Raw genomic sequence first — 23375 nt, 5'->3', positions numbered from 1 at the left:
GCGATCAAACTGCCGTGCTGGTGGCACGCCGCGGCGCGGCCACCAGACCTTTGCACAGCTGCAACAGCGCCCACACCAGCGCCAGCGGGATGACGATGGTTTGCAGCACAAACACCACGATCAAGGTGATCAGGCGCTCTACCTGCTGATCGAGCTCGCGCTCCAGCTGGCTGAGCTTTTGCCGCAGCGTATCTCCCGGGTTGGTGACCAGTTTTTGCATGCCGGTAGCGGCATCGCTGGCCGCTTGCTGGGCTTGTTGGCCCCATTGCTTGAAGCGGTTCCACAAGCTGGGTGTGGCTGGGTCTGCCGCGTCGACTGTCGCTGTACCCGGCGTTGCCGGGTTGGTGCTGGCGTTGGCAGCTTTGTCGCCGCTGATGTCGAGTTGCTGCAGCTGGCTGACCGTGCTCTCGGTTGCCAACTGGTTTTGCTGGTAGGGCTGGGCCAGAAACTGCTGGAACAGCCATTCGCTGCCGATGATGGTGACCGGCATCACCAGCCGGGTAAAAAGCAGTACCACCAGCAAGCGGTTCAGCCAGGCGGGCGCACGTTGCTGCAAATGCAGTGCCAACCAGGCCAGCGCCACCAGGCTCACCACGGCGGTGACGGCGTAGCTGCCGCCCATCGAGAGCAAGAGTTTTTGCATGCCAAAGGCAATGCTGGCCCAGAGCATCCAGTCGGCAAACTGCGCGATCAAGTCGTTGATCGGCGCCAGCGCCTGGCCCAAGGTCAGCGTCAGGCCCACGCCCATGGGCTGCACGGCCAGTTCTGTACCTTGCAGCACCGACACCGCGCTGTGCAAGGCGCGGGCAGTGGCAAAGCTGAGCAGCGAGCGCTTGAGCCCGTCGTCCACATAGCGGTCGGCCAGCGCGTTGAAGGCCGGCAGCCAGCACAGCAGCACGGCGGCCAGCAACACCACGGCAATGGCGATGTTGCGCGGGGTCCAGCGAAGGTTCAGAGGCCAGGCATTCATCTGCTGACAGACCCCGCTGGTGGTTTTTCGTTCCCGTTTATTCGAGATACATCTTGGCCAATTGGGCTTGCGCCTTGGCGTCCACGCCCAGCACCTGCTCCACGTACTTGGGCACGCTGCCGTATTGCTGCAGCACCGGGTCGAGCGCGGCGGTCAGGAAAGGCTCTTGCACCGTCCACAGCACCTTGAGCACTTCTTCGGGGATGTGGCTGGCAGCGGCACGGGCCTCAGCCGGACGGTGGTAGTAGTCGTTAGTGAGCAGGTAATCGTGCAGCACCACATCGCGCGGCACGCCCAGCGTCATCAGCAGCAAGGTGGCGGCCCAGCCGGTGCGGTCTTTGCCGGCGGTGCAGTGGAAGACCAGCGGCGCGTCGCTCGCCAGCAGCATCTGGAAGAAGCGCGCAAACTGCGCCGAGTTGTCGTGGATAAAGCTGCGGTAGGTTTGCTGCATCAGGCCAACCGTGTCGGCCGCCGTCAGGCTTTGGCCTTGCTGCAGCAAGCTGAAGGCGCGCTGCACCACGGTGGGCTCTACCGCCAGCGAATGGTGTTGCAGGCCATCAATGGCGTAGTGGTCTACCGTTTGCTCGCGCTGGCCGCGGAAATCGGCGCTGCGCGCCACGCGCAGTTGTTGCAACAAAGTGCGTTGCGCCTCGGGGGTGAGCAAAGCCAGGTGGTCTGAGCGGAACAGCGTGCGCCAGCGCAGCTTGCCGCCGTCCAGCCCCTGGTAGCCGCCAAGGTCGCGGAAATTGGTGGTGCCGGCCAGCGCCAGGTGGCGCGACGGCGTGGAAGCAGTGTCCGAAGGGTGCGAGTGCGGTGCGAGAGCAGGGTTGGTCGTATCCATGCTAGGTTTATAGCCTAGATGTATGACGAGCCTGTCTTGCAGGTGATTCGCCCGGCCGCCAGGCAGCGGGCTTTGTCGCCCCCTTGTCACGGTAGCGACCAGTTGCCAAAAGCTGCATGGCAACATCGGAGCCATTGAAAATCAAGGCACTGCTATGGACTTTTCTCTCTCTCCGCAATTGGTGGCGCTGCGCGACAAAACGCGCCAGTTCATCGCCGATCAGGTGATTCCGCTCGAAAACGACGAACGCCAATCGAGCCACGGCCCGAGCGAGGCCTTGCGCCGCGAACTGGTAGGCCGGGCGCGTGCGGCGGGTTTGCTCACGCCCCATGCCTCGAAAGAACTGGGCGGCCTGGGGCTCACCCACATCGAAAAAGCCGTGGTGTTTGAGGAGGCGGGTTATTCCTGGCTGGGCCCGACGGCGCTCAACATCCATGCGCCTGACGAAGGCAATATCCACTTGATGGAAGCCGTGGCCACGCCCGCGCAGCAAGAGCGCTGGCTGCGCCCGCAGGTGGCGGGCGAAACGCGCTCCTGCTTTGCCATGACCGAGCCCGCACCGGGCGCCGGCTCGGACCCGGCAGCGCTGGCCACCACGGCTGTGCGCGATGGTGACGACTACATCATCAACGGCCTCAAGTGGTTCATCACCGGTGCGGAAGGGGCCGATTACCTGATCATCATGGCGCGTACCGAAGACGGTGCAGCCACCATGTTTTTGAGCGATATGCGCCGCCCGGAAATCGTGCTGGAACGCAGCATGGACGCGATGGATGCCTGCTTCACCGGCGGCCACGGCGTGCTGCGCTTCAACAACCTGCGCGTGCCCGCGAGCGACGTGCTGGGCGAGGTCGGCAAGGGCTTCCGTTATGCCCAGGTGCGGCTGGCGCCTGCGCGCTTGACGCACTGCATGCGCTGGCTGGGCCAGGCGCGGCGTGCGCAAGATGTGGCACTGGCCTATGCGCGCCGCCGCACTGCGTTCGGCAAACCGCTGTCGTCGCATGAAGGCGTGGGCTTCATGCTGGCCGACAACGACATGGATCTGCACACCGCCCGCCTGCACATCTGGCACACCGCGTGGTTGCTGGACCAGGGCGAGCAAGGCAACTACGAATCGAGCCGCGCCAAGGTCGTCTGCTCCGAAGCCGAATGGCGCGTGGTGGACCGCTGCGTGCAAATGCTGGGCGGCCAGGGCGTGACCATGGACACGCCGGTGATGCGCATCTTCACCGACATGCGCGCCTTCCGCATCTATGACGGCCCGAGCGAGGTGCACCGCTTCAGCATGGCGCGCAAGCTGGTGCAAGCGGCCGAGAAAGACGCCGATGCCGAGCGTGGCGTGCCCGCTGCGATCCGCGCCATTCCGCCCATGGTTCGTTGATAGTGCGGTAGTGCTATGAAAAAAGAAGCTGATAACCACCAACAGATAAGCCTTGCGCTGCAAACGTATTTGAAGAATGCAGGCTTGTCGCAAGGCGAGCCGGTGCAGGTGAGCGTGCTGGCCGGCGGCCAATCCAACCCCACTTATCGGCTGCAAGTGGGCGAGCGCCAAATGGTGCTGCGCAAACAGCCGCCGGGCCAGTTGGTGGCTGGTGCGCATGCGGTAGACCGCGAATACCGCGTAATGCGTGCATTGGCCGGCAGCCAGGTGCCCGTGCCCGCCATGTTGGCTTATGAAGCCGATGCGAGCTTGCTGGGCACGCCGTTTTACCTGATGGATTTTCTGGCTGGCCGCGTCTTCATGGACCCGGCCTTGCCCGGGCTGGCGCCTGCTGAGCGCGCCGCTTTGTATGACGAGATGAACCGCGTCATCGCCGCGCTGCACCAGGTCGATCTGCAAGCCGTCGGCCTGGCTGACTATGGCCGCCACGGCGGCTATGTGGCGCGCCAGGTCAAGCGCTGGGGCCAGCAGACACAGCAGCTGACGGTACCGATCAACGAAGCCATGCGCCGCCTCATCGACTGGTTGCCGCAGCACTTGCCCGAGGCCGATGAAACCACCTTGGTGCACGGCGATTACCGCTTGGACAACCTGATCTGGCACGCCAGCGAGCCGCGCGTGATCGGCGTGCTCGACTGGGAGCTTTCCACCTTGGGTGATCCACTGGCGGATCTGGCCTACCACGGCATGGCCTGGCGCGTGCCGCCGGAGCTGTGGCGCGGCATTGGCGGCCTCGATCTGGTCGCGCTGGGCATTCCGGACGAAGCCGCCTACCTGCAGCAATACGCCCAGCGCACTGGCCGCAGCCCAGGCACGCTGTGGGAGTACTACCTGGCCTTTAACCTGTTCCGCATGGCCGCCATTTTGTACGGCATTGCGCAGCGCGCCGCCGATGGCACCGCCGCCGCCGCAGACGCCGCAGCTACGGGTGCCAAAGCCGGGCCGTTGGCGGACTTGGGTTGGCAGTGTGCGCTGGCGTTTTCCCGGCGCTAGCCACCTCTGTGCGCTCTGTCATGCGCTTGCGCTGGGCAGCGGTGTCGCGGATCAGGCCTTGAGGCCGGCCGTGGTGGCAATGCCTGCAGCCAGATAGCCGCCATCCACAGGCAGCATCACGCCGTTGATGTAGGCAGCGCCATCGCTGCACAGAAAAGCAATGGCGTCGGCCATTTCCTCGGTGCGGCCCATGCGGCGGGCGGGGATCGAGGCCTCGAAGGCTTGCCGGGTCTCGGGCGTGTAGTTCTTTTCGGTCATCGCGGTCAGCACCGGGCCGGGCGCGATGGCGTTGACGGTGATGCCCAGCGGCCCGAGTTCCATGGCGAACTGCCGCGTCAGCCCGGCAATCGCCGTTTTGGACGTGCCGTAGGCGACACGGCCCACACCTGCGCGCTCCGAGCTGATCGATGCCAGGTTGACGATGCGGCCAAAGCGCCGCTCGGCCATGCCGCGTGCTGCGCGTTGCGAGCACAGAAAGCTGCCGCCCACGTTCACCTCCATGGCTGTGCGAAACATGTCGTAGCTGCAGTCCAGCACGGGCGCAACCGGCATGATGCCAGCGCTGTTCACTAGCGCATCGGGCCCTTGGCCCCAGCGCTGTTCGAGCGCGGTAAAAGCGGCGTCGACCGAAGCCGGGTTTGCGACATTCAGCTGCAGAGCCAGGGCGCAATCGGGCCGGTCGGCATTCAATTGCCGGGCCACGGCCTCCGCGTTCTCCAGCTGCAGATCCAGAATCGCTACGCGGTAGCCGTCGTGCGCCAGGCGGCGAGCGGTGGCCGCGCCCAGGCCGGAGCCGCCTCCGGTGATGGCGGCGATTTTGCTGGAGGGGGAGTTGTCTCTTGGCTGAACCATGTCGTGATCCTTTTTGAACCACAGCACCATAGCAGACACAGCGCAGGGCAGTGTGCAGCCTTCGGGACGCGGGCGCGTTGCCGCCTGCGTTCAGCGGGAGCCCGGCACCACAGACAGATTCTCCGGCACGATCTGCTCCTGGCTGCCGGTGGGGCAGGGTTCGTCGGTGTAGGTGATCTTGCCGTTTTGCACGCATTTGCGCGGTTGCAGCGCGGGCGCAGGTGCGGGTTTGCCTTCGGCCTGCGCTTGGGCGGCGCGGCGAGCCTGGCTGCGTTGCTGCTCTTCGGGCGTGGGTGGCGGTGGTGCCGAGGCCTTTTTGACCAAGGCGTTGGCCGCTTCCTTGGCCTCGTCCACAACGGCCGGGCCGCGCCAGGCGTACACGCCCGCAGCCACCGCCAGCACCACGGCTATGCCGATGGCGATGCGGTGCGTGCGGCGGATGTACATGCGCGCTTAGCTGACGTTCTTGCCGACGATGCCGGCGAGCTCGAACATGCTGACCTGGTCTTTGCCGAACACGGGCTTGAGCTTGGCGTCGGCATTGATGGCGCGTTTGTCCTTGGCGTCCTGCAAGCCGTTGGCCTTGATGTAGTCCCAGAGCTTTTTGATGACTTCGGGGCGCGAGGTGGCTTCGCTGCCGATCACGGCGGCCAGGGCCGGGCTCGGCGTCAAGGTGGCAGCAACTTTGCGCGGTGCCTTGGCTGTGGCGGTTTTGCTGGCCGTCTTGGTGGCCTTGGTAGTTTTGGCAGCGGCCTTGGTGGCGGTTTTGGCCGCAGTCTTGGTTGCCGTTTTTGTGGCCGTCTTGGTGGCGGCGGTCTTGCGGGCCGGGAACTTGCTGTCGCGCGGCTCGAACTCGAAGTTCACTTTGCCGGCGTCTTTGTCCCAGGCCAGGAAAGCCTTGAAGCTGCGGCGCGTGCGGTTGGAGACGAACTTGTCGAGCAGATCGGTCTTGCCGGTGGCCAGCAGTTTGGCCATCTGGTCGCGCTCGATCGGTTGCTGCAAGATGATCTGGCCGCTCTTGAAATCGCAGCTCGGTGTGGGTTGCTGGGCCGTGGGTACGGCCTTGGAGCAGACGTAGTTGGCGCCGTGTTCGAACACCGGTGCACCGCATTTGGGGCAGGCGCCGAGCGTGTTCTGGCTGCCAAAGTCGACCAGCTCGCCGGTTTCGCCATCGTCCTTGTTGTCTTCAAAGACGAACTCGAACTTGAAGTTGTTGTTGTCTTCGTCGCGCACGATCGCCACTTCGGCGGCAAACGGCCAGCCGGCCTTGGAGCGGAAGCCGTCCAGCGGGCCCATCTTGCGCTCGCGCAGCAGCAGGTCGGCCTCGGCGGTTTCAAAGGTACGGCCGGCGGGCGATTTGGTGAACGAGAAGCCGCAGCCATCGCCAGCGCCATTGGCACCGGTGCAGGCGTAGCGGCGGTAGTTTTCTTTCACCACGCCGCCGCAGTTGGGGCAGGGCGTCGACAGGGTGGCGTAGTCGCCCGGAATGGTGTCGCGGTCGTATTCCTTGGCTTTTTTCACCAGGCGCTCGGTCATGGCCTGGATCTCGGCCATGAAGGCTTCACGCGAGAGCTGGCCTTTTTCCATTTGCGCCAGCTTGTATTCCCATTCGCCGGTCAGGTCGGCGCGCGAGAGCTCTTCCACCTCCAGGCCGCGCAGCAGCGTCATCAGCTGGAAAGCCTTGGCCGTGGGGATCATCTCGCGGCCTTCGCGCAGCATGTACTTTTCGGTCAGCAGGCCTTCGATGATGGCCGCGCGCGTGGCTGGCGTGCCCAGGCCTTTTTCCTGCATGGCTTCGCGCAGCTCGTCGTCGTCGATCTGCTTGCCGGCGCCTTCCATCGCGCCCAGCAGCGTGGCTTCCGAGTAGCGGGCGGGCGGCTTGGTTTTCAGGCCCTTGGGGTCGACCTGTTCGGCCGCCGGTTTTTCGCCCGGCTGCACCGGCACCAGGTTCTGGCCCTTGTCGCCTTCCTTGGCGTCTTCCACTTCATGCGCCGCTTCTTTGCCATAAATGGCCAGCCAGCCGGGTTTGACCAGTACCTTGCCTTCGGTTTTGAAGTGGTGCTGCTCGACCTGGCTGATGCGCGTGGTGACCTGGTATTCGGCGCTGGGGAAGAACACCGCCATGAAGCGGCGCACCACCAGCGTGTACAGCTTGTGCTCGGCCTCGCTCAGCGCGCCCGGCGCCTGCGTGGTGGGGATGATGGCAAAGTGGTCCGAGACCTTGCTGTTGTCAAAAATACGCTTGTTCGGGCGGATGTAGTTGGCACCGATGGCCTGCTGCGCAAACGGCGCGAGCTGCTGCATATTGCTGTGCGCCAGCATCTCGAAAGTCTGGCGGGCCACGGGCAGATAGTCTTCGGGCAGCGCGCGCGAATCGGTACGCGGGTAAGTCAGCGCCTTGTGGCGTTCGTACAGGGCCTGCGCCAGGGCCAGCGTGGTTTTGGCCGAGAAGCCGAACTTGCTGTTGGCCTCGCGCTGCAGGCTGGTCAGGTCGAACAGCAGCGGGCTGGCCTGCGTGGTGGGCTTGCTCTCTTCGGTGACCACGGCCGGTTTGCCGCGCACCGCGTCGGCAATGGCTTGGGCTTCCTGCAGGTTCCAGACGCGGTCGGCCTTGGCCTCAGCGTCTTCGCTCTTCTTCCACTGCGGGTTGAACCACTTGGCCGGGTAGTGGCCGGCCTGGGCGGCGAACTCGGCATGGATTTCCCAGTAATCGCGGCTGACGAACTTGCGGATTTTCTCTTCGCGCTCCACCACCAGCGACAGCGTAGGCGTTTGCACACGGCCCACGGTGGTCAGGAAGAAGCCGCCATCGCGCGAGTTGAACGCGGTCATGGCGCGCGTGCCGTTGATGCCCACCAGCCAGTCGGCCTCGGAGCGGCTGCGGGCGGCGTTGGCCAGGCCCTGCATCTGGTTGTCGCTGCGCAGCTTGTTGAAGCCGTCGCGAATGGCTTGCGGCGTCATCGACTGCAGCCACAGGCGCGAGATTGGCTTGCCCAGGCCGCCCTTGGCGCCGCCGGCGTATTGCTCGATCAGGCGGAAGATCAGCTCCCCTTCGCGGCCCGCGTCACAGGCGTTGATAAGGGCGGTCACGTCTTTGCGCTTGGCCAGCTTGACGACGGCGTTCAGACGCGTCTTGGTCTTGTCCACCGGCTTGAGCTCGAAGTACGGCGGAATCACCGGCAGGTGGGCAAAGCTCCATTTGCCGCGTTTGACGTCAAATTCTTCCGGCGCCTGGATCTCCACCAGGTGACCCACTGCGCTGGTCACGATATAGCCGTCCGACTCGAAGTAATCGTCGTGCTTGGCAAATTGGCCCGCCACCGGCGTCAGCGCACGAACAATGTCTTGCGCAACGGACGGCTTTTCTGCAATGACCAGGGTCTTGGACATGGGTTCACTCTCATCAATCTGGGGTCTGCCAGCCCACGCTCGGGCTGGCGCTTCTACAATGCTCGCTTTACGCGTATGCGCGGGCGCCTACACGTGTGCACCTGTGCGCATGCGCATGTGCCTATTTTTTAAAGTAGCAGAAAAATTCCATGCCGAGCAATGTCCCCCCAATTTCCGCAGCTGGCCGGAGGGCCGGTCCCCGCACGCAGGTGCGGCGCTCCGGTGTGCACGGCCGGGGTGTTTTTGCGCTGCAGGATATCGCAGAAGGCGAAATCATTGTCGAATACGCGGGCAAACGCATCAGCTACGAAGAAAGCCAGGATCGCCACCCGCACGACCCGGCCAACCCCAATCACACCTTTTTCTTCCAGCTCGACGGCGAGCATGTGATCGACGGGGGCGACGGCGGCAACAGCTCGCGCTGGATCAACCACAGCTGCGATCCGAACTGTTTTGCCGAAGAGATTGACGGCCGTATCTTTATCAGTGCCTTGCGCAATATCCATGCGGGCGAGGAGCTGGGCTATGACTACGGCCTGGTGATCGAAGAGCGCTACACGCCCGCACTCAAGGCCGCCTATGGCTGCCGTTGCGGCGCGGCCGAATGCCGAGGCACCATGCTGGCGCCCAAGCGCGGCTGGAAGCCCAAGCTGCCGCGCGCCGACCTGCCTGAGCCGGTGCTGCCCAAAAAACGCAGCAGCACCACAGCCAAAACGGCTGAAAAAGCCAAAGTCACGAAGGCCACTAAGAGCAAGCCATCTACGAAAGCTCCGGCCAAGCCCAAAACCCAGCCCGCCAGCAAGCCAGGAGCACGCGCATGAGCGAGCCGATCCGCTGGCCGGCCGAGGCCATCTGGCAAGCGGTGGAGCCGCAGCTGCCGGGTTTTACGATCGAGATTGTGCCCAGCATCGATTCCACCAACACCGAGCTGATGCGCCGGGCGCGCGAGGGCCGGCAAGAGCCGATCTTGCTGGTGGCCGAGCAGCAAACGGCAGGCCGCGGCCGCCTGGGCCGGCCCTGGCGCAGCGCGGTGGGCGATTCGCTGATGTTCTCGCTGGGCCTGCCGCTGGCACCGGCTGATTGGTCGGGCCTGTCGCTGGCCGTGGGCGTGAGCGTGGCCGAGAGCCTGCAGCCGCAATTGCCGGCGGCAGGCAGCAGCACGCCGCGCATTGGCCTGAAATGGCCCAACGATTTGTGGCTGAGCGGCGACCACAAGCTCGCCGGCATTCTGGTGGAGACTGCCAGCTTTATCGCGCCGGGTGGTCAGCCGGCTTTCGGCGCTTATGGCGGCGCTTTGGATGCGCAAAAATCGCCGCGTTATGTGGTGGTGGGCATCGGCATCAATGTGCGTGCGCCCGAGGGCGATGGCCTCTCGACCGTGCCCGGCAGCTTGCAGATGGTAGATGGCCGCTGGGACGCACCGCAGGCACTGCAAGCGGTGGTGCCGCCGCTGATTACCACCTTGCAAGCCTTTGCCCGTCAGGGTTTTGCGCCGCTGCAACAGCGCTTTGCGCAGCGCGACGCGCTGGCAGGCCGTGCGGTAAGCTTGAGCGATGGCAGCGCCGGCACCGCCCAGGGTGTGGCCGCCGACGGTGCGCTGCAGGTGCAGACGGCGGGCGGCGTGGTCGCTGTCACCAGCTCGGAAATCAGCGTGCGCCCGCAAGCCTAGGCGCACCAGAAAAAAGAGGGAAGTCGGGATGATTCGTTTTGCCATCGTGCTGTTGCTGCTGGCCAATGCCGGCTATTACGCCTTCTCGCACGGCATGCTGCGCAGCCTGGGCTGGGCGCCCAACAACCCGTCCGAGCCCGAGCGCCTGCAGCAGCAAGTGCGCCCCGATGCCTTGCAAATCCTGAGCTCGCAAGAGCTGGAACAAGCGCAAAAGCTGCAGGCCCAGAACGCAGCCGCCGAAGCCGCTCGCAGCACGGAAACGGCTGCTGCACTGGCACCTGCGCCGGCTGTAGATGCCAGCAAGCCGGCCGAAGCCGAGAGGCCGGCCGAAAAAGTGGCCGAGAAACCGGCAGAAAAACCCGCCGAAAAGCCGCCCGAGAAAAAAGAATGCCTGGTCGCTGGCAGCTTTGACAGCAAGCAGGTAGAGGCGCTGCGCTTGCAACTGGCCAAGTTGCCAGAAGGCAGCTGGAAGCTCGATCCCAACACCACCAGCGGCCGCTGGATGGTGTACGTGGGCAAGTTCAACAGCCAAGAGGCGCTGGACACGCGCCGCAACGAACTGCGTGCCATGGAGATCAGCACCGACCGCGCCCGCATCGCCAGCCTGGAGCCCGGTATCTCGCTGGGCCGCTTCTCTACCGAAGAAGCCGCCGAGCGCCACCTGGCGACCATGGCGAAAAAAGGCGTGAGCGGTGCCAAAGTGGTGGTGGAGCGCCCCGAAACCACCAACTACACGGTGCGCTTTCCCAAGCTCGATGCCGCCACCAAAAAACGTGTGCAGACTTGGCATGTGATGGAAGGCAAGGACCTGCAAACCTGCCAGCCCTGAGCAGGTTGAGCAGCTTCGGCAGCCATGAGCAACAGCACTCTCGCCCAGCCCGCTGAGCCGTTGCCTGAGCGGCTGCAATACCAGCTGCGCTTTGGCGACTACTGGCTTTTCCACTGCCTGAGCCAGCTGTGCTCGCCCGTCACCCAGGCTTTGTTGCTGCTGTGCGGCGCTGCCTTTGGCTATTGGCTGCGCTCGGAAGGCGCCACCTTGTTGTGGAGCGGGGCGGCCGCGCTGGCCGCGTACGTGGCTTTCTGGCTCTTGCAATGCGGTTTCAATGCCATTTATTTGACGAGTCGCAATAACCGCGCTGTTCTCTGCCAGCACACCGTCACTGTCAGCAACGAAGGGCTGCGCGACAGCACCAATACCTACGACCACCTGCTGCGCTGGCCAGGCGTGGCTCGGGTGGTGAATTACGGTTGGGTGGTGGCGGTTTACAGCAGCGCGGTCGACGCGGTGGTGTTGCCGCGCTCGGCGTTCGCCAGCCCGGCGCAGGCGGCGCGTTGGGTGGCGTATGTGCGTGAGGCGGCCAGGCTGGGCTAGGCCTTTGACTGGCTCCACGTTCGCACGCTTTGCACCTCTTGTTCGCTGCCAATCACCGCCTTGGGCATGACAAAAACCAGGTTGGGCTTGAGCACAAAGTAAAAGCGTTCGGTATCTTCTTGCACCTGGTCAAAGGCTGACCAAGGAATACGCCAGTCTCCTTGCTGGCTGTGGCCGGCATAGGCTTCGGGTGTCAGCTCCACCGCCGTTTCGGCCATCATCCAGCCGTCGTGGCTTAGCAGCGCTTTGCGGTAGGCGCGCTGCGCGTAAAAGCTGCGGGCCAGCACGGCTGCCACCAGCAGAACCAGGCTGACTACGAGCGATCGGGCGTGCAAGGGTACGGGGCGCTCGCCGAACAAAGCCATGATTTGGTAAAAAAACCAGGCCAGTGCCAACCAAATCACTACCAGCAAAGCTTTGCCTGGCCAGCCGGCGGAAAAAATGCGTTGCGAAAGCTTGGCGGCGATGCTGATACTGGCCAGTACGTCGTCGGGGCAGAGAGTGAATCGGCGCTCAATTCGATCCATGGCAGGCACTTTGGTGGTCGGCGATAGTGGGCACTATAGCAATGTGCCAAGGCCAGTGTTACTGCGGCTTTTTCACCGTCGGAAAACGCACGCTGAACACCACGCCGCGCTGCGCTTGCTTGGGGAAGGCGTCTTCCAGAGTGACGGTGGCGCCGTGCTGGCGCGCAATTTCCTGCACGATCGGCAGGCCCAGGCCGGAGCCGTCGACCTCGCTGCCGAGCACGCGGTAAAAGGGCTGGAAGACGCGCTCGCGGTCTTCCTCGGCGATGCCGGGGCCGGAGTTCTCCACCTGCAGCACCAGCACATGGCCAAAGCGGTCGGCCAGCAGGTGCACGTTGATGATGCCAGGCGCGGCCGCACTGGAGGGTGTGTAGTTGACTGCGTTCTCCAACAGATTGCGCACCAGCTCGCCCAGCAAGGTGGCGTTGCCATTGACCCAGACCTCGCTGTCCTCGGGCTGCATGCCGTCGTAGCCGATGTCGATGTGCTTGGCCAGGGCGCGGTCGATGCAGTCGTGCATGGCGTCCAGCACAATCTCGGCCATATTGCAGGGCGCACGCTGCTGCAGCGCGCCCGGGCTTTCAGCCCGCGCCAGCGCCAGCAGCTGGTTGACGGTATGGGTGGCGCGCATGCTGGAGCGGCCGATTTGCTGCAGCGACAGCTTCAGATCGTCGGCCTGGGCGTCGGCGCGCTGGGCCATTTCGGCCTGCATGCGCAGCCCGGCCAAAGGCGTTTTGAGCTGGTGCGCGGCATCGGCCAGAAAGCGCTTTTGCGTGGCCAGCGAGTCGTTGAGGCGGCCGAGCAGATCGTTCACCGAATCGACCAGCGGCACCACTTCCAGCGGCACGTCCTTGTGGTGAATGGGCGAGAGATCGTCGGGCTTGCGCGCGCGGATGCGCTCTTCGAGCTGGTGCAGCGGTTTGATGCCGCGCGCCAGCGCCAGCCACACCAGCAGCACTGCCAGCGGCAGCAGCACAAACTGCGGCAGCATCACGCCCTTGATGATTTCGGTGGCCAGCACGCTGCGCTTTTCGCGCGTTTCGGCCACCTGGATCAGCGCCAGATTGGGCTCGGGCAGCGACAGTCGCACCCAGATCCAGGCAATGCGTACGTCGATGCCGCGCAACTCGGCATCGCGCAACTGCACCACGCCCACGACGCGCTCCACATCTTTGCTGGGCTGCGGCAGATCGGCCTCGCCCGCCAAAAACTGGTTGTTGGGCGCGATCACCTGGTAGTAGACCGCGTCGGAATCGTCGGCACGCAAAATCTCGCTGGCCGGCTGCGGCAGGTTGAAATAGGTTTTACCGCCTTGCACGTTGACGATTTGCGCCAGCGCGTGGGCGTTGTACTCCAGCGCCCGGTCAAACGGCTTGTTGGCCAGGTTCTGCGCCACCAGCCAGGTCAGTGCCAGCGATACCGGCCACAGCAGCAGCAGCGGGGTGAGCATCCAATCGAGGATCTCACCGAACAATGAACGCTGCTCGCTACGAAACAGGGCCAAGGCTGTCCTTGTGCTGAAAGTGGCGGTGGGTGGAAGTGGTTCAGCCGCCGGTCGTCAGCTGATCATGGTGTCGCGGGCGTCTGAATTTTCTCCAGACAGTAGCCCAGACCGCGAACGGTGGCAATACGGATGGGGCCCTTCTCGATCTTCTTACGCAGGCGGTGGATGTAGACCTCGATCGCATTCGTGCTGACCTCTTCGCCCCATTCGCACAGGCGCTCGACCAACTGGTCTTTGCTGACCAGGCGGCCCGAGCGTTGCAGCAGCACCTCCAGCAAACCCAGCTCGCGCGCTGACAGCTCCACCATGCGGCCGTCGAGCGTGGCCACGCGGCCGGCCTGGTCGTAGACCAGCGGGCCATGCTGGATAAGGCTGGTGCTCATGCCGACACCGCGGCGCGTGAGCGCGCGCACCCGCGCCTCCAGCTCGGACAGTGCAAACGGCTTGGCCATGTAGTCGTCAGCGCCCAGGTCGAGGCCTTGCACGCGCTCGTCCACGCTTTCGGCAGCGGTCAGGATCAGCACCGGGATCGACGAGCCGCGCGAGCGCAGCTTTTTCAGCACTTCCAGACCGTGCATCTTGGGCAGGCCCAGATCGAGGATCAGCAGATCGAATTCGTTGTTGGCCATCAGCGCGGCGTCGGCCTCGCTGCCACTGGCAACATGGTCTACCACCGCGCCTGAGTTGCGCAGACTGCGCAGCAGGCCATCGGCCAGCACCTGGTCGTCTTCGGCAATCAGTATTCGCATGGGGTCTCCTCTTGTTATTGGTCAATTCTAGGCCAGGCCCAGGGTAGGAATGGGGCAGAGCCGGCCTGCAGCCATGTTGGTGCAAACCCGCCCCCCATGCCGCCCGGCAGCTGTTTTGCCGACGCTGACGAGCGGGTTTTTCGCTATCTTGCGGGTAAAAAAGCGGCCGCAGTCACGGAAACGCCGCACAGCGCGCGTAGGATGGCCGCTCGACTTGGGGCTGAGCCCAGGCTGGCAGCGATGGGAGCAGGATGACAACAAAAACGCGGGGAGGGCATGCAGGCCGTTGGCCGGCGCGGCAGCGCAAGCTGGCCGGGGCACTGGCCTTGCTGCTGCTGGGCGCCGCCTATTGGCAGGCGCACACGCTCAGCATGCCCTGGCAGCAGCCAGCCGAGGCGTTGGCGGCTGCAGCCGCGCAGCCGGCTGGCGCGCAGCAACTGGCGGGCTACCAGGCCAGCATCCAGCACCGGCCGATTGCCGGCATTGTGGACAACCTCTCCGGGCTTACCTATGACGCCCGGAGCGGCATGCTCTTTGGCGTGACCAACCGCCCGCCAGCCGTGGTGGAGCTGAGCACCGAGGGCCAATTGCTGCGCAGCATGCCGGTGCGCGGCGTGCGCGATCCCGAAGGCATTGCCCATATCCGCGACGACTGGTTTGCTATTGCCGACGAGCGCCGCAACCGCATCCATTGGGTGCAGATTGGCCCGGGCCAGCGCGAGGTGCAGACGCAACAAGGCCCCGTGCTGGCGCTGGGCGAGGCCAGCATCAAAAACTTTGGCCTGGAAGGCCTGGGCTGGGACAGCCAGCGCCAGCAACTGCTGGCGGTGACAGAGAAATGGCCGCTGCAGGTGCTGGCGCTGGACGGGCCGGTCTTGACGCCAGGCGCGCGCAACCTGCAACTGGCCACCCACCCCTGGGAGAGCCAGGACGCGGCCGGCGTGCCTAGCACCGACCTGGCCTCGATCGAGGTCGATCCGCGCAGCGGCAACCTGCTCTTGCTGGGCGAAGAATCCTCCGTGCTCTACGAGTACACGCGCGCCGGCGAACTGCTGGGCCTGATGCCCTTGTGGGCCGGTTTGAGCGGCCTCGACGAGAGCATCGGCCAGCCCGAAGGCGTGGCCATCGACCCGGCAGGCACCTTGTACATCGTGGCCGAGCCCAATTTGTTCTACCGCTTTGAGAAGCGGGGTTAGCACAGGCAAGCGGGGCAAGACTGACACGCGGGCCCGCTGAACATGGACAAGGCAGAGTGCACAAGTTGCGCCGCCGTGGCCTGATGCAGCGCAAGCCCAGCTGGTGCAGCAGTGGCAGACTGGTTCAGACCGCGTCCCCGGGGCGCGGCTCGGGTGTGGCGCAAGGCCTTGCCTGACCTGCCCGCAGTGCGCTGCGAGGCCTCCAGGCCTGCGGCGCCTTCAGAGTGAACCACCAGGAGAGAGACATGAAAGCTGCCGTATTCCAAGGCGTGGGCCAGCCCATGACCATTGAAGAAGTCGAGATCAACCAGCCCGCCCGCAACGAGGTGCTGGTGCGCGTGAAGGCGACCGGCCTGTGCCACAGCGATCTGCATTTCATCCAGGGCAAGTACCCCACACCGGTGCCCGTTGTCCTGGGCCATGAGGCCGCTGGCGTGGTCGAAGCCGTGGGCGACGGGGTAGATTTGCTCAAGCCCGGCGACCACGTGGTGTCGTGCCTGTCGGTGTATTGCGGCCATTGCGAATACTGCGTGGACGGCCACCTGAGCCTGTGCGTCAACACGGCTGTCAAACAGCCGCCTGGCGTGGCTAAGCGCCTGCGCTGGAAGGGCGAGCACCTGGGCCAATTTCTGAACCTGTCCTCTTTCGCCGAGAAGATGCTGGTGCACCAGAACGCGCTCGTGAAGGTGCGCGACGACATGCCGCTGGATTACGCCGCGTTGCTGGGCTGTGGCGTGTTGACAGGCTACGGCGCGGTGGCCCGCACGGCGCAGATTCCAGCGGGATCACGTGTGGCCGTCATTGGTTGCGGCGGTGTTGGGCTGTCCGCCATTCACGCGGCCCGTCTGGCGGGTGCTTCGCGCATCATTGCCATCGACATTGATCCCCAGAAGCTGGAGATGGCCAAGCTGTTTGGCGCCACCGATGGCGTAGACGGTAACGATGCCGAGCTGGTCCAGAAGATCGTCGCCATGACCGACGGCGGCGTGGACTACGCTTTCGAGTGCATCGGCATCAAAAAGTGCACCGAAGACTCTTTTGCCATGCTGCGCCCGCGTGGCACCAGCACCATTGTGGGCATGATCCCGCTGGGCACCAAGGTGGAGTTTCATGGCTACGACTTTTTGTTTGAGCGCCGCGTACAAGGCTCGATGATGGGCTCGAACCACTTCACCGTGGATATTCCCCGCCTGGTGGATTTCCACATGCAAGGCCGCATGCAGTTGGACAAGCTGATCTCCAAGCGCATCCGCCTCGAAGACATCAACGAAGGTTTCGCCGCCATGGAGCGCGGCGGTATCGCACGCAGCGTGATCGTCTTTGATTGATGAACGCGGCCTGATGCGCTCAGGCGCTCACCGCGCTGACAAGGGCCCGTGGCAATACGGGCCTTTTTGCTGCGTGGGAACCTGCGCCAGCAAGGCCTGGCCGCCTCAGTCATCGCCCGCGTAAGCCTCCAGCCCCAGTTTCACCACGGTGGCTACCTCGTCGCCCACCTCTTCGCGAAACTCGGCCTCGGCCTGCGTCACGGCGCGCTCAAAGGCTTGCAGCCACAGCAAACCGGTATCGGTAAAGCGCACGATGCGGGCGCGCGCATCGCGCGGGTCGCTCTCGCGGGTGACCAGGCCCCAGGCCTCGCACTGGTCCACCAGGCTGGCCATGGCCTGCTTGCTCATGCCAGCGCGCTCGGCCAGGTCGGTCAGGCGGTCGCCGGCCAGGGCGAGGTGGCGTGTGATGTGGATGTGCGCGGCGCTGATCTGGTCGCGTGCGGCCAGGTTGGACAGCGCCAGTGGCACCTCCACATCGCGCACCATCAGCTGCAAAACCCGGGCATCAAAGCGGCGCATGGCATGGCCGAGCAGGCGGCCGAGGTGGGTCAGGCGCCAGCTGTCGTCGGGCAAATGGGGCAGAAGAATGGGCATGGTCTTTGTAAAAACAAGGGCTTGCGTTCAAGCCAAGGGCTGTGTGGCGAGTATAGATATAGTCAAGCAAACTGACTAAAAAAATGGTTTTGTAAAATGTACAGATCCCATAAACTACTGTTCAAGCATCCAGGCTGTATACCCATACAGTTGGTGCAAGACCTACCGACATGAATACCAAACGCAAGGAGAAATCCATGAACGCCACCGCTACCAAGCCCGAAGCCAATTCCGAAAAAGCCAAAGCCCTGGCCGCCGCCCTGGCCCAGATCGAAAAGCAGTTCGGCAAGGGCACGATCATGAAGCTCGGCGAAGGCGAGGCGATCGCGGACATCCAGGTGGTCTCCACCGGCTCGCTGGGTTTGGACATTGCACTGGGCGTAGGCGGCCTGCCACGCGGCCGGGTGATCGAGATCTACGGCCCGGAATCCTCGGGTAAAACCACGCTGACCCTGCAAGTGGTGGCCGAGATGCAAAAGCTCGGTGGCACCTGCGCCTTCATCGACGCCGAGCACGCGCTCGACACCAGCTACGCCCAAAAGCTGGGCGTCAGCCTGAGCGATGTGCTGATCAGCCAGCCCGACACCGGTGAGCAAGCGCTGGAAATTGTCGACAGCCTGGTGCGCTCGGGTGCGGTCGATCTGATCGTGGTCGACTCGGTGGCCGCGCTCACTCCCAAGGCCGAAATCGAAGGCGAAATGGGCGACCAGCTGCCCGGCCTGCAGGCCCGTTTGATGAGCCAGGCGCTGCGCAAGCTGACCGCCAACATCAAGAAGACCAACTGCACGGTGATCTTCATCAACCAGATCCGCATGAAGATCGGCGTCATGTTCGGCAGCCCCGAAACCACCACTGGCGGTAACGCGCTCAAGTTCTACGCCTCGGTGCGCCTCGACATCCGCCGCACCGGCACCATCAAAAAGGGCGACGAAGCCATTGGCAACGAAACCAAGGTCAAAGTGGTCAAGAACAAGGTCTCGCCTCCGTTCAAAACCGCCGAGTTCGACATTCTGTTTGGCGAAGGCATCTCGCGCGAAGGCGAAATTCTCGACATGGGCGTCAACGCCCGCATCATCGAGAAAAGCGGTGCCTGGTACGCCTACAACGGCGAGAAAATCGGCCAAGGCCGCGACAACTCGCGCGAGTTCCTGCGCGAGAACCCAGATCTGGCCATCGAGATCGAGAACAAGGTGCGCGAAAGCCTGAATATTGCGCCGCGCCCCGCCGAAGACGGCGTGATCGAGATGCCCGAGGCCAGCGCCCAGGCCTAAGAAGGTGTTGCGATCTCCTTGCAATACCACTGCGTAGAGATCGCGGCCCAGCCATTTGTTCAAAAACCAGCTGCTGGCGCTTACCACCAAGCGCCAGCAGCTCTTTGTTTTGTCGTGTTGAAAAGCTGATGTCGTTTGCCAAACTCTCCCTCAAAGGCCGTGCTCTGCGCTATTTGGCGCTGCGCGAGCATACCCGTGCCGAGCTGGCCAGCAAGCTCGCCAAGCATGTGGAAGAGGGCGACGACCTGGAGGCCGTGCTGGCCGAGCTGGAGACCAAGGGCTTTATCAGCGCCGAGCGCGTGGTCGAAAGTGTGATCTACAGCAAAGGCAGCCGCTTTGGCGCCAGCCGCCTGGCACAAGAGCTGCGCCACAAAGGCGTAGACAACGAGCTGATTGCCGATGCCGTAGAGCGCTTGCGTGGCACCGAGCTGGCGCGAGCCCGCGAGGTATGGCAGCGCCGCTTTGGCACCCCGCCCACCACCCCACAGGAGCGCGCCAAGCAAATGCGTTTTCTGGCCAGCCGGGGCTTCGGTGGCGATGTGGTGCGCAAGGTGGTGGCGGGCAGCGACGAGGAATAGCCTCGCCTGCCGCGAGTTGGCCAAGGCTGCCAGCACCGGCTGCTGAATCTTGTTACCCCTGTTCGGTTGGTATCCGTTAGGCTGGTGCGCTTGCAGATCGGAAACAGGTTCTAAGCAAGGAGACCGGCATGCTTCCCAAAAACACCATTTGTCTTTGGTTCCAAAACGGCGCGGCGCTGGAAGCCGCCCGCTTTTATGCGGCCACTTTCCCCGACAGCCGCGTAGGCGCGGTGCACCACGCACCAGGCAACTACCCTGATGGGCAGCAGGGTGACGTGCTGGTGGTGGAGTTCACGGTGGCCGGCATTCCGTGCATTGGGCTCAATGGTGGGCCGCACTTTGCGCACAACGAGTCATTCTCTTTCCAAATTGCGACCGATGACCAGGCCGAGACGGACCGGCTTTGGAACGCCATCGTCCACCACGGCGGGCAAGAAAGCGCTTGCGGCTGGTGCAAGGACCGCTGGGGCATCTCGTGGCAAATCACGCCACGGGTGCTGACCGAAGGCGTCTTCAACGCCGACGCTGCCACCGCCCAGCGCGTGTTCGCCGCGATGATGGGCATGACCAAGATCGACATCGCGGCCATCGAGGCAGCGCGCCGGGGCGCTTGATAGCAAGCTCGGAGCTTGTTTAGCGACTGACCATGCGCTGAATGTCCAGCAGCACCAGCGCGGTGATCCAGCGCACTGATGACGCAGCTCGGGCACAGTGGCCATCGTTGCGGATGCATTTGCTTACGACAACCTCGCGTTTTCACGGAGAAGGCGAGGGCGGTGGCTCGTTTATGCTCGCGGCCTAATCTCGGATGTAGCGCGCATTATGCAGTTGTTTGATGCTATTAAAAATGTAGCTATCTGGCACTGATGTGGCTATCCACCGAGTTATCCACAATCCCCGTGCGCAGGCACATTTCAGGAAGCACTTGCCCAAGATGACAAGCCTCTCTCCTTTCTCTCGATCCCCGTTGTCGGTCGCTGTGTCGGCAGCCCTGTTGCTGGCCGTGGGCGGCTGCACGTCGGTGGGCGGTGGCGGCAGCGCCTCGGCCCCGGTCGCCAAGCCCACCACCATCACCGACGGCGTGCCCGCTATCGACCCGGTGATTGCCGTTGCCGCGCAAAAGCTGGTGGCGGACAAAAAGCTGCTCGCCATCATGGCCGAGTTGAACACGCCTGCCAGCGAAAAGGCGCGCTTTAACCAGCACATGGAGCTGGTGCGCATTGCCTCGCCATCGCGCTACGAACATCGCATGGCGGCCGAAGTGCACCGACGTTTTGTCAGCGACTGGGGTTTTGCCGCCAGCGATGTGCAAACCCGTGCCGATGGCCATCTGCCAGGCTCGGACGTGCAAATTGTCGATGGCTTGCCGGTCTACAACGCCTGTGTCGCCATCAAAGGCAGCTATAGCAGCAGCAAGGGCGCGCAGTCGTACAAGGGCCAGTACCCCAAGGTGCTGATCGAATCGCACATCGACGTGGTCAACCCCGAGGTGCTGCCGCCTGCCAGCAACCCCTACCTGCCGATCCGTCTGCAACCCATGAGCGAGCCGGTGGTCAAAACCCCGGCGCAACTGGCCGCCATTAACACGACTCTGGCTTTTGACGCCAACGGCCGCATTGTGGAAGACGCCAACTACGCGCGCGCCTTCCAGTCCTTTGCGACCGAGGATGCGGCCAAGGCGGGCAATGCCGTGCGCATGTATGTGCCGGGCTACACCGATGCGATGAGCAATACGTCGGCGGTGTTCACCATCGCGCACATGTTCAAAAAGTACGGCATCCAGCCGGTGTACGACGTGTGGCTGTGCGGCACGGCGGGTGAAGAGGGCAAGGGCAACCTCGCCGGCATGAAGCAGATCTACGGCTTTGACCAGGACAAGGGCACGGGCTCGAACCCGCTCAACATCGTGGCCAACTTTGGCTCGGAAGGCGGCGGTGCCGTCAACTTTACCGGCAGCTACCGGTTCGAGATGAAGTTCAAAACACCCGCGCAGCCCTCGGCCAAGGGGCCCAGCGCTGCCGAAGCCATGGCCGCCACCATCGCCAAGATTGCCGAGGTGAAAACACCGTCGGAGCAGCGCAAGGACGCGCTCAAAACCACCTACACCGTGGGCCAGGCCAGCTGCGAAGCGCCGGCAGCGGGCAGCGCCGTGGCGCCCAGCTGCACCTTGCTGGTGGACATGCGCTCAGAGCGCACCGATACCCTGAACGAAATCCGCGCCAGCATCGAGCCCACCTTCAAGGCCGGGCTGATGGCGGAAAACGCCCGCTATGGCAAGGCCGAAGGTGCGCCCGACGCCGTGACCATGGAGCAAGTCTGGTACGGCCTGCGCCCGGCCTTTGTGAACGGTAACACCGCCAATGTGGCACTGCAGGCGGGCTGGCAATCGGCGCAATCGGTGGATGTGGACAAGGTGGCCAAGGTGCGCGCGGGCTCCAGCAGCCTGAACGACAACGTGCCCGCCAACACCGGCGTGCCCAGCTATAACTGGACATTGGAATCCACCGTGGTGGGTGGCGGCGCCCATGCTTTCTGGGAATGGGGCACACGCGGCGATCCCAAGCGCGAAGCCTTGCGCATGCAGCGCGCGATGACGGCGGTGCTGATCGCTTCGGGCTACCACCTGGCCGACGGCACGGTGCTGCCCCCGGCCGTCGGCCCCATCGGCGTGCGCACGCGTGAAGTGCAATAAGCCCCACAGGAGAGAACCATGAAAAAACTGATTTCCCACACCCTGCTGGCGGCCCTGGCGTGCACGGCGGGCCTGGCCCAGGCGCAAACCATCGTGGCCGATTTCCAGGGCCCCGGCGGCCATAGCAGCAGCAACTATGGCCGCACCAGCGCCTTGCATGCGGCAGCGCGCACGGCGGTCGAGCTGCAAAAAGCGGGATTGCCAGCAGGCAGCTATACCGTGTCGTCCCTCAGTGGCGGTAACTCGGTCAACTCGATTGCGTCTGATGGCAAGCTGGTGGTGCAACTCAACGCAGCATCGGGCATCAGCGCCAGCGATTTGCTCGCCAAAGTGACCGCCGCCGCCAAGACCGGCGCCGAGGCAGAAAACGCTTTCCGCAACGTCAAGCCAGGCGATCTGACGGCGGGTGCGCCGGCGGACATCCGCTACACGGTCAAGCAGCAATAAACAGCCCGCTGCAAATACAAACGGAGAGCCTGGGCTCTCCGTTTTTCATAGCAGCTGCGCGCGCATTTGTGGGGCACCAGCGGCTGTGTAGGCTTGGGTATTGGCGGCGATCAGCCAGTGCCATGGCGTTGACCACCATCACGCTGAGATTGCCACGGCGAATGCCGTAGCGCCGGCAGCTGTAGCCGAGCGTTGATCCCAAGCACGGCCGCCACCGGCCATCAAAACAGCGACAGCGCGACGTCGCCTTGCGCGTGTTTAACGGCTCACCATGCGCTGAATGCCCAGCAGCACGAGCGCGCCGCCGGCCACGCCATTCACGCTGCGTTCAATACGCAGATAGCCGCGGCGCATGGCAGCGTTGCCGAACACCAGCGTAATGCCCAGGTGCCAGCCCAGCGACATGCTGGTCACCAGCACTACTGTGGCCACGTAAAACCACAGCGGGGCCTGGGCCGGGAAGAGGGCGGCAAAAGCGCTGGTCCAAAAAGCCGCGCCTTTGGGGTTGGTCATGCCCGTGAGCAAGCCGGTGCGGTAAGCGCTGCTGGTAGACAGGTGCTGTGCGGGCGGCGCATTGGGCTCGGTGCCGCCGGTGGCTGCAGCTGGCTGGAAAGCCGAGCGCAGCAGATGCGCCCCGTACCACACCAGATAAGCGGCGCCCAACACGCGCAGCGTGGTAGAGAGCCAAGGGTGTTGTGCCAACAAAGTGGACAGGCCGGCCAGCGCCAACACCACCCAGAAAACCGAACCCGTTGTCAGCCCGTAGACCACGGCACGCGCCTCTTGCTTGCGGTCTTGCAGCGCCATTTGGCTGAGGATGAAAAAGTTCGGGCCGGGGCTGGCGAGGATGGCCAGATAGATGCCGGCGATGGTGAGCAGCGAAAGCGCGTAAGACATGGTGGTGCGGTCAGCGGCTGGGCGGGGCGCAGCCATGCCTGGCATTGTGGCAGTTGCTGCGCCT

Annotated in this window: 23 protein-coding genes; 13 read left to right on the top strand and 10 right to left on the bottom strand. The window is 64.0% G+C overall.

The genetic code is table 11. The features are described from left to right. Nucleotides 1-4: 4 nt before the first annotated feature. Both ACFIQF_RS16115 and ACFIQF_RS16110 read right to left on the bottom strand, forming a co-directional pair. A complete protein-coding gene (locus ACFIQF_RS16115) occupies nt 5-970 on the bottom strand; it encodes a hypothetical protein (RefSeq protein WP_393944406.1) in 966 nt (321 codons plus the stop codon). 37 nt (nt 971-1007) lie between these two features. After that, nucleotides 1008-1811 (bottom strand): tyrosine-protein phosphatase, encoded by an 804-nt coding sequence (locus ACFIQF_RS16110; protein WP_393944404.1) that lies wholly within the window; start codon nt 1809-1811, stop codon nt 1008-1010. A 154-nt stretch (nt 1812-1965) separates the two neighbouring features. Between ACFIQF_RS16110 and ACFIQF_RS16105 the strand changes: the two genes are divergently transcribed. Beyond that, nucleotides 1966-3192 carry an acyl-CoA dehydrogenase family protein gene (locus tag ACFIQF_RS16105; protein ID WP_393944403.1) on the top strand — a complete coding sequence of 409 codons (1227 nt, stop codon included), beginning with the start codon at nt 1966-1968 and terminating at the stop codon, nt 3190-3192. A 15-nt stretch (nt 3193-3207) separates the two neighbouring features. Further along, nucleotides 3208-4245, top strand: a complete 1038-nt coding sequence (locus ACFIQF_RS16100) for a phosphotransferase family protein (protein ID WP_393944401.1) — start codon at nt 3208-3210, stop codon at nt 4243-4245. Nucleotides 4246-4296: 51 nt separating this feature from the next. Here ACFIQF_RS16100 and ACFIQF_RS16095 read toward each other — a convergent pair whose 3' ends face one another. From ACFIQF_RS16095 to ACFIQF_RS16085, 3 genes are all read right to left on the bottom strand, one after another. After that, complete coding sequence (locus ACFIQF_RS16095; RefSeq protein WP_393944399.1) at nt 4297-5097, bottom strand: SDR family NAD(P)-dependent oxidoreductase; 801 nt, start codon at nt 5095-5097, stop codon at nt 4297-4299. A 90-nt stretch (nt 5098-5187) separates the two neighbouring features. Continuing rightward, the gene (locus ACFIQF_RS16090; protein WP_393944397.1) at nt 5188-5544 is read right to left on the bottom strand and encodes a DUF4124 domain-containing protein; all 357 of its coding nucleotides are present in this window, start codon (nt 5542-5544) and stop codon (nt 5188-5190) included. Between the two features lie 6 nt (nt 5545-5550). Next, entirely contained in the window at nt 5551-8487 is a 2937-nt protein-coding gene (locus ACFIQF_RS16085; RefSeq protein WP_393944395.1) for a DNA topoisomerase III, read from the bottom strand. 149 nt (nt 8488-8636) lie between these two features. Between ACFIQF_RS16085 and ACFIQF_RS16080 the strand changes: the two genes are divergently transcribed. From ACFIQF_RS16080 to ACFIQF_RS16065, 4 genes are read left to right on the top strand one after another with little or no spacing between them, the layout of a single operon-like run. Beyond that, complete coding sequence (locus ACFIQF_RS16080) at nt 8637-9308, top strand: SET domain-containing protein (protein WP_393944394.1); 672 nt, start codon at nt 8637-8639, stop codon at nt 9306-9308. Continuing rightward, the gene (locus ACFIQF_RS16075) at nt 9305-10156 is read left to right on the top strand and encodes a biotin--[acetyl-CoA-carboxylase] ligase (RefSeq protein ID WP_393944392.1); all 852 of its coding nucleotides are present in this window, start codon (nt 9305-9307) and stop codon (nt 10154-10156) included. The genes ACFIQF_RS16080 and ACFIQF_RS16075 overlap by 4 nt, the downstream gene beginning before the upstream one ends. A gap of 28 nt (nt 10157-10184) precedes the next feature. After that, a complete protein-coding gene (locus ACFIQF_RS16070; RefSeq protein WP_393944391.1) occupies nt 10185-10985 on the top strand; it encodes an SPOR domain-containing protein in 801 nt (266 codons plus the stop codon). Between the two features lie 24 nt (nt 10986-11009). Next, on the top strand, nt 11010-11528 hold the full coding sequence (locus ACFIQF_RS16065; protein ID WP_393944389.1) for a hypothetical protein: 519 nt from the start codon (nt 11010-11012) through the stop codon (nt 11526-11528). Here ACFIQF_RS16065 and ACFIQF_RS16060 read toward each other — a convergent pair. The 3 genes from ACFIQF_RS16060 to ACFIQF_RS16050 form a co-directional block, all read right to left on the bottom strand. After that, nucleotides 11525-12055 carry a YcxB family protein gene (locus ACFIQF_RS16060; RefSeq protein ID WP_393944388.1) on the bottom strand — a complete coding sequence of 177 codons (531 nt, stop codon included), beginning with the start codon at nt 12053-12055 and terminating at the stop codon, nt 11525-11527. The two genes, ACFIQF_RS16065 and ACFIQF_RS16060, sit on opposite strands and share 4 nt — an antisense overlap. A gap of 58 nt (nt 12056-12113) precedes the next feature. Then, a complete protein-coding gene (locus ACFIQF_RS16055; RefSeq protein ID WP_393944387.1) occupies nt 12114-13559 on the bottom strand; it encodes a sensor histidine kinase in 1446 nt (481 codons plus the stop codon). A 62-nt stretch (nt 13560-13621) separates the two neighbouring features. Continuing rightward, complete coding sequence (locus ACFIQF_RS16050) at nt 13622-14308, bottom strand: response regulator (protein ID WP_393944386.1); 687 nt, start codon at nt 14306-14308, stop codon at nt 13622-13624. Between the two features lie 251 nt (nt 14309-14559). Here ACFIQF_RS16050 and ACFIQF_RS16045 point away from each other — a divergent pair, with 251 nt between their 5' ends. Further along, nucleotides 14560-15504 carry an SdiA-regulated domain-containing protein gene (locus ACFIQF_RS16045; RefSeq protein ID WP_393944384.1) on the top strand — a complete coding sequence of 315 codons (945 nt, stop codon included), beginning with the start codon at nt 14560-14562 and terminating at the stop codon, nt 15502-15504. Nucleotides 15505-15749: 245 nt separating this feature from the next. Beyond that, nucleotides 15750-16832 (top strand): Zn-dependent alcohol dehydrogenase, encoded by a 1083-nt coding sequence (locus ACFIQF_RS16040; RefSeq protein ID WP_393944382.1) that lies wholly within the window; start codon nt 15750-15752, stop codon nt 16830-16832. Between the two features lie 105 nt (nt 16833-16937). On the opposite strand, the gene ACFIQF_RS16035 is transcribed toward ACFIQF_RS16040, so the two are convergent. Beyond that, nucleotides 16938-17426 carry a MarR family winged helix-turn-helix transcriptional regulator gene (locus tag ACFIQF_RS16035; RefSeq protein WP_393944381.1) on the bottom strand — a complete coding sequence of 163 codons (489 nt, stop codon included), beginning with the start codon at nt 17424-17426 and terminating at the stop codon, nt 16938-16940. 197 nt (nt 17427-17623) lie between these two features. Between ACFIQF_RS16035 and recA the strand changes: the two genes are divergently transcribed. The 5 genes from recA to ACFIQF_RS16010 all read left to right on the top strand — a co-directional run bounded on the left by recA (nt 17624) and on the right by ACFIQF_RS16010 (nt 22414). Further along, nucleotides 17624-18697, top strand: a complete 1074-nt coding sequence (gene recA / locus ACFIQF_RS16030; protein ID WP_393944380.1) for a recombinase RecA — start codon at nt 17624-17626, stop codon at nt 18695-18697. Between the two features lie 128 nt (nt 18698-18825). Beyond that, on the top strand, nt 18826-19275 hold the full coding sequence (gene recX, locus ACFIQF_RS16025) for a recombination regulator RecX (RefSeq protein ID WP_393944378.1): 450 nt from the start codon (nt 18826-18828) through the stop codon (nt 19273-19275). Between the two features lie 128 nt (nt 19276-19403). Then, complete coding sequence (locus ACFIQF_RS16020; protein ID WP_393944376.1) at nt 19404-19889, top strand: VOC family protein; 486 nt, start codon at nt 19404-19406, stop codon at nt 19887-19889. A gap of 320 nt (nt 19890-20209) precedes the next feature. Then, nucleotides 20210-21967 carry a peptidase M20 gene (locus ACFIQF_RS16015; RefSeq protein WP_393944374.1) on the top strand — a complete coding sequence of 586 codons (1758 nt, stop codon included), beginning with the start codon at nt 20210-20212 and terminating at the stop codon, nt 21965-21967. An 18-nt stretch (nt 21968-21985) separates the two neighbouring features. Further along, nucleotides 21986-22414, top strand: a complete 429-nt coding sequence (locus ACFIQF_RS16010; RefSeq protein ID WP_393944373.1) for a peptidase dimerization domain-containing protein — start codon at nt 21986-21988, stop codon at nt 22412-22414. Nucleotides 22415-22672: 258 nt separating this feature from the next. On the opposite strand, the gene ACFIQF_RS16005 is transcribed toward ACFIQF_RS16010, so the two are convergent. After that, nucleotides 22673-23347 (bottom strand): LysE family transporter, encoded by a 675-nt coding sequence (locus ACFIQF_RS16005; RefSeq protein ID WP_393944371.1) that lies wholly within the window; start codon nt 23345-23347, stop codon nt 22673-22675. Nucleotides 23348-23375: the final 28 nt, after the last annotated feature.

This window comes from Comamonas trifloxystrobinivorans, assembly GCF_043359985.1.
GTDB lineage: Bacteria > Pseudomonadota > Gammaproteobacteria > Burkholderiales > Burkholderiaceae_C > Comamonas > Comamonas trifloxystrobinivorans.
The sequence above is the reverse complement of the archived record's forward strand: the minus strand, read 5'-3'. Positions and strand labels throughout refer to the sequence as shown.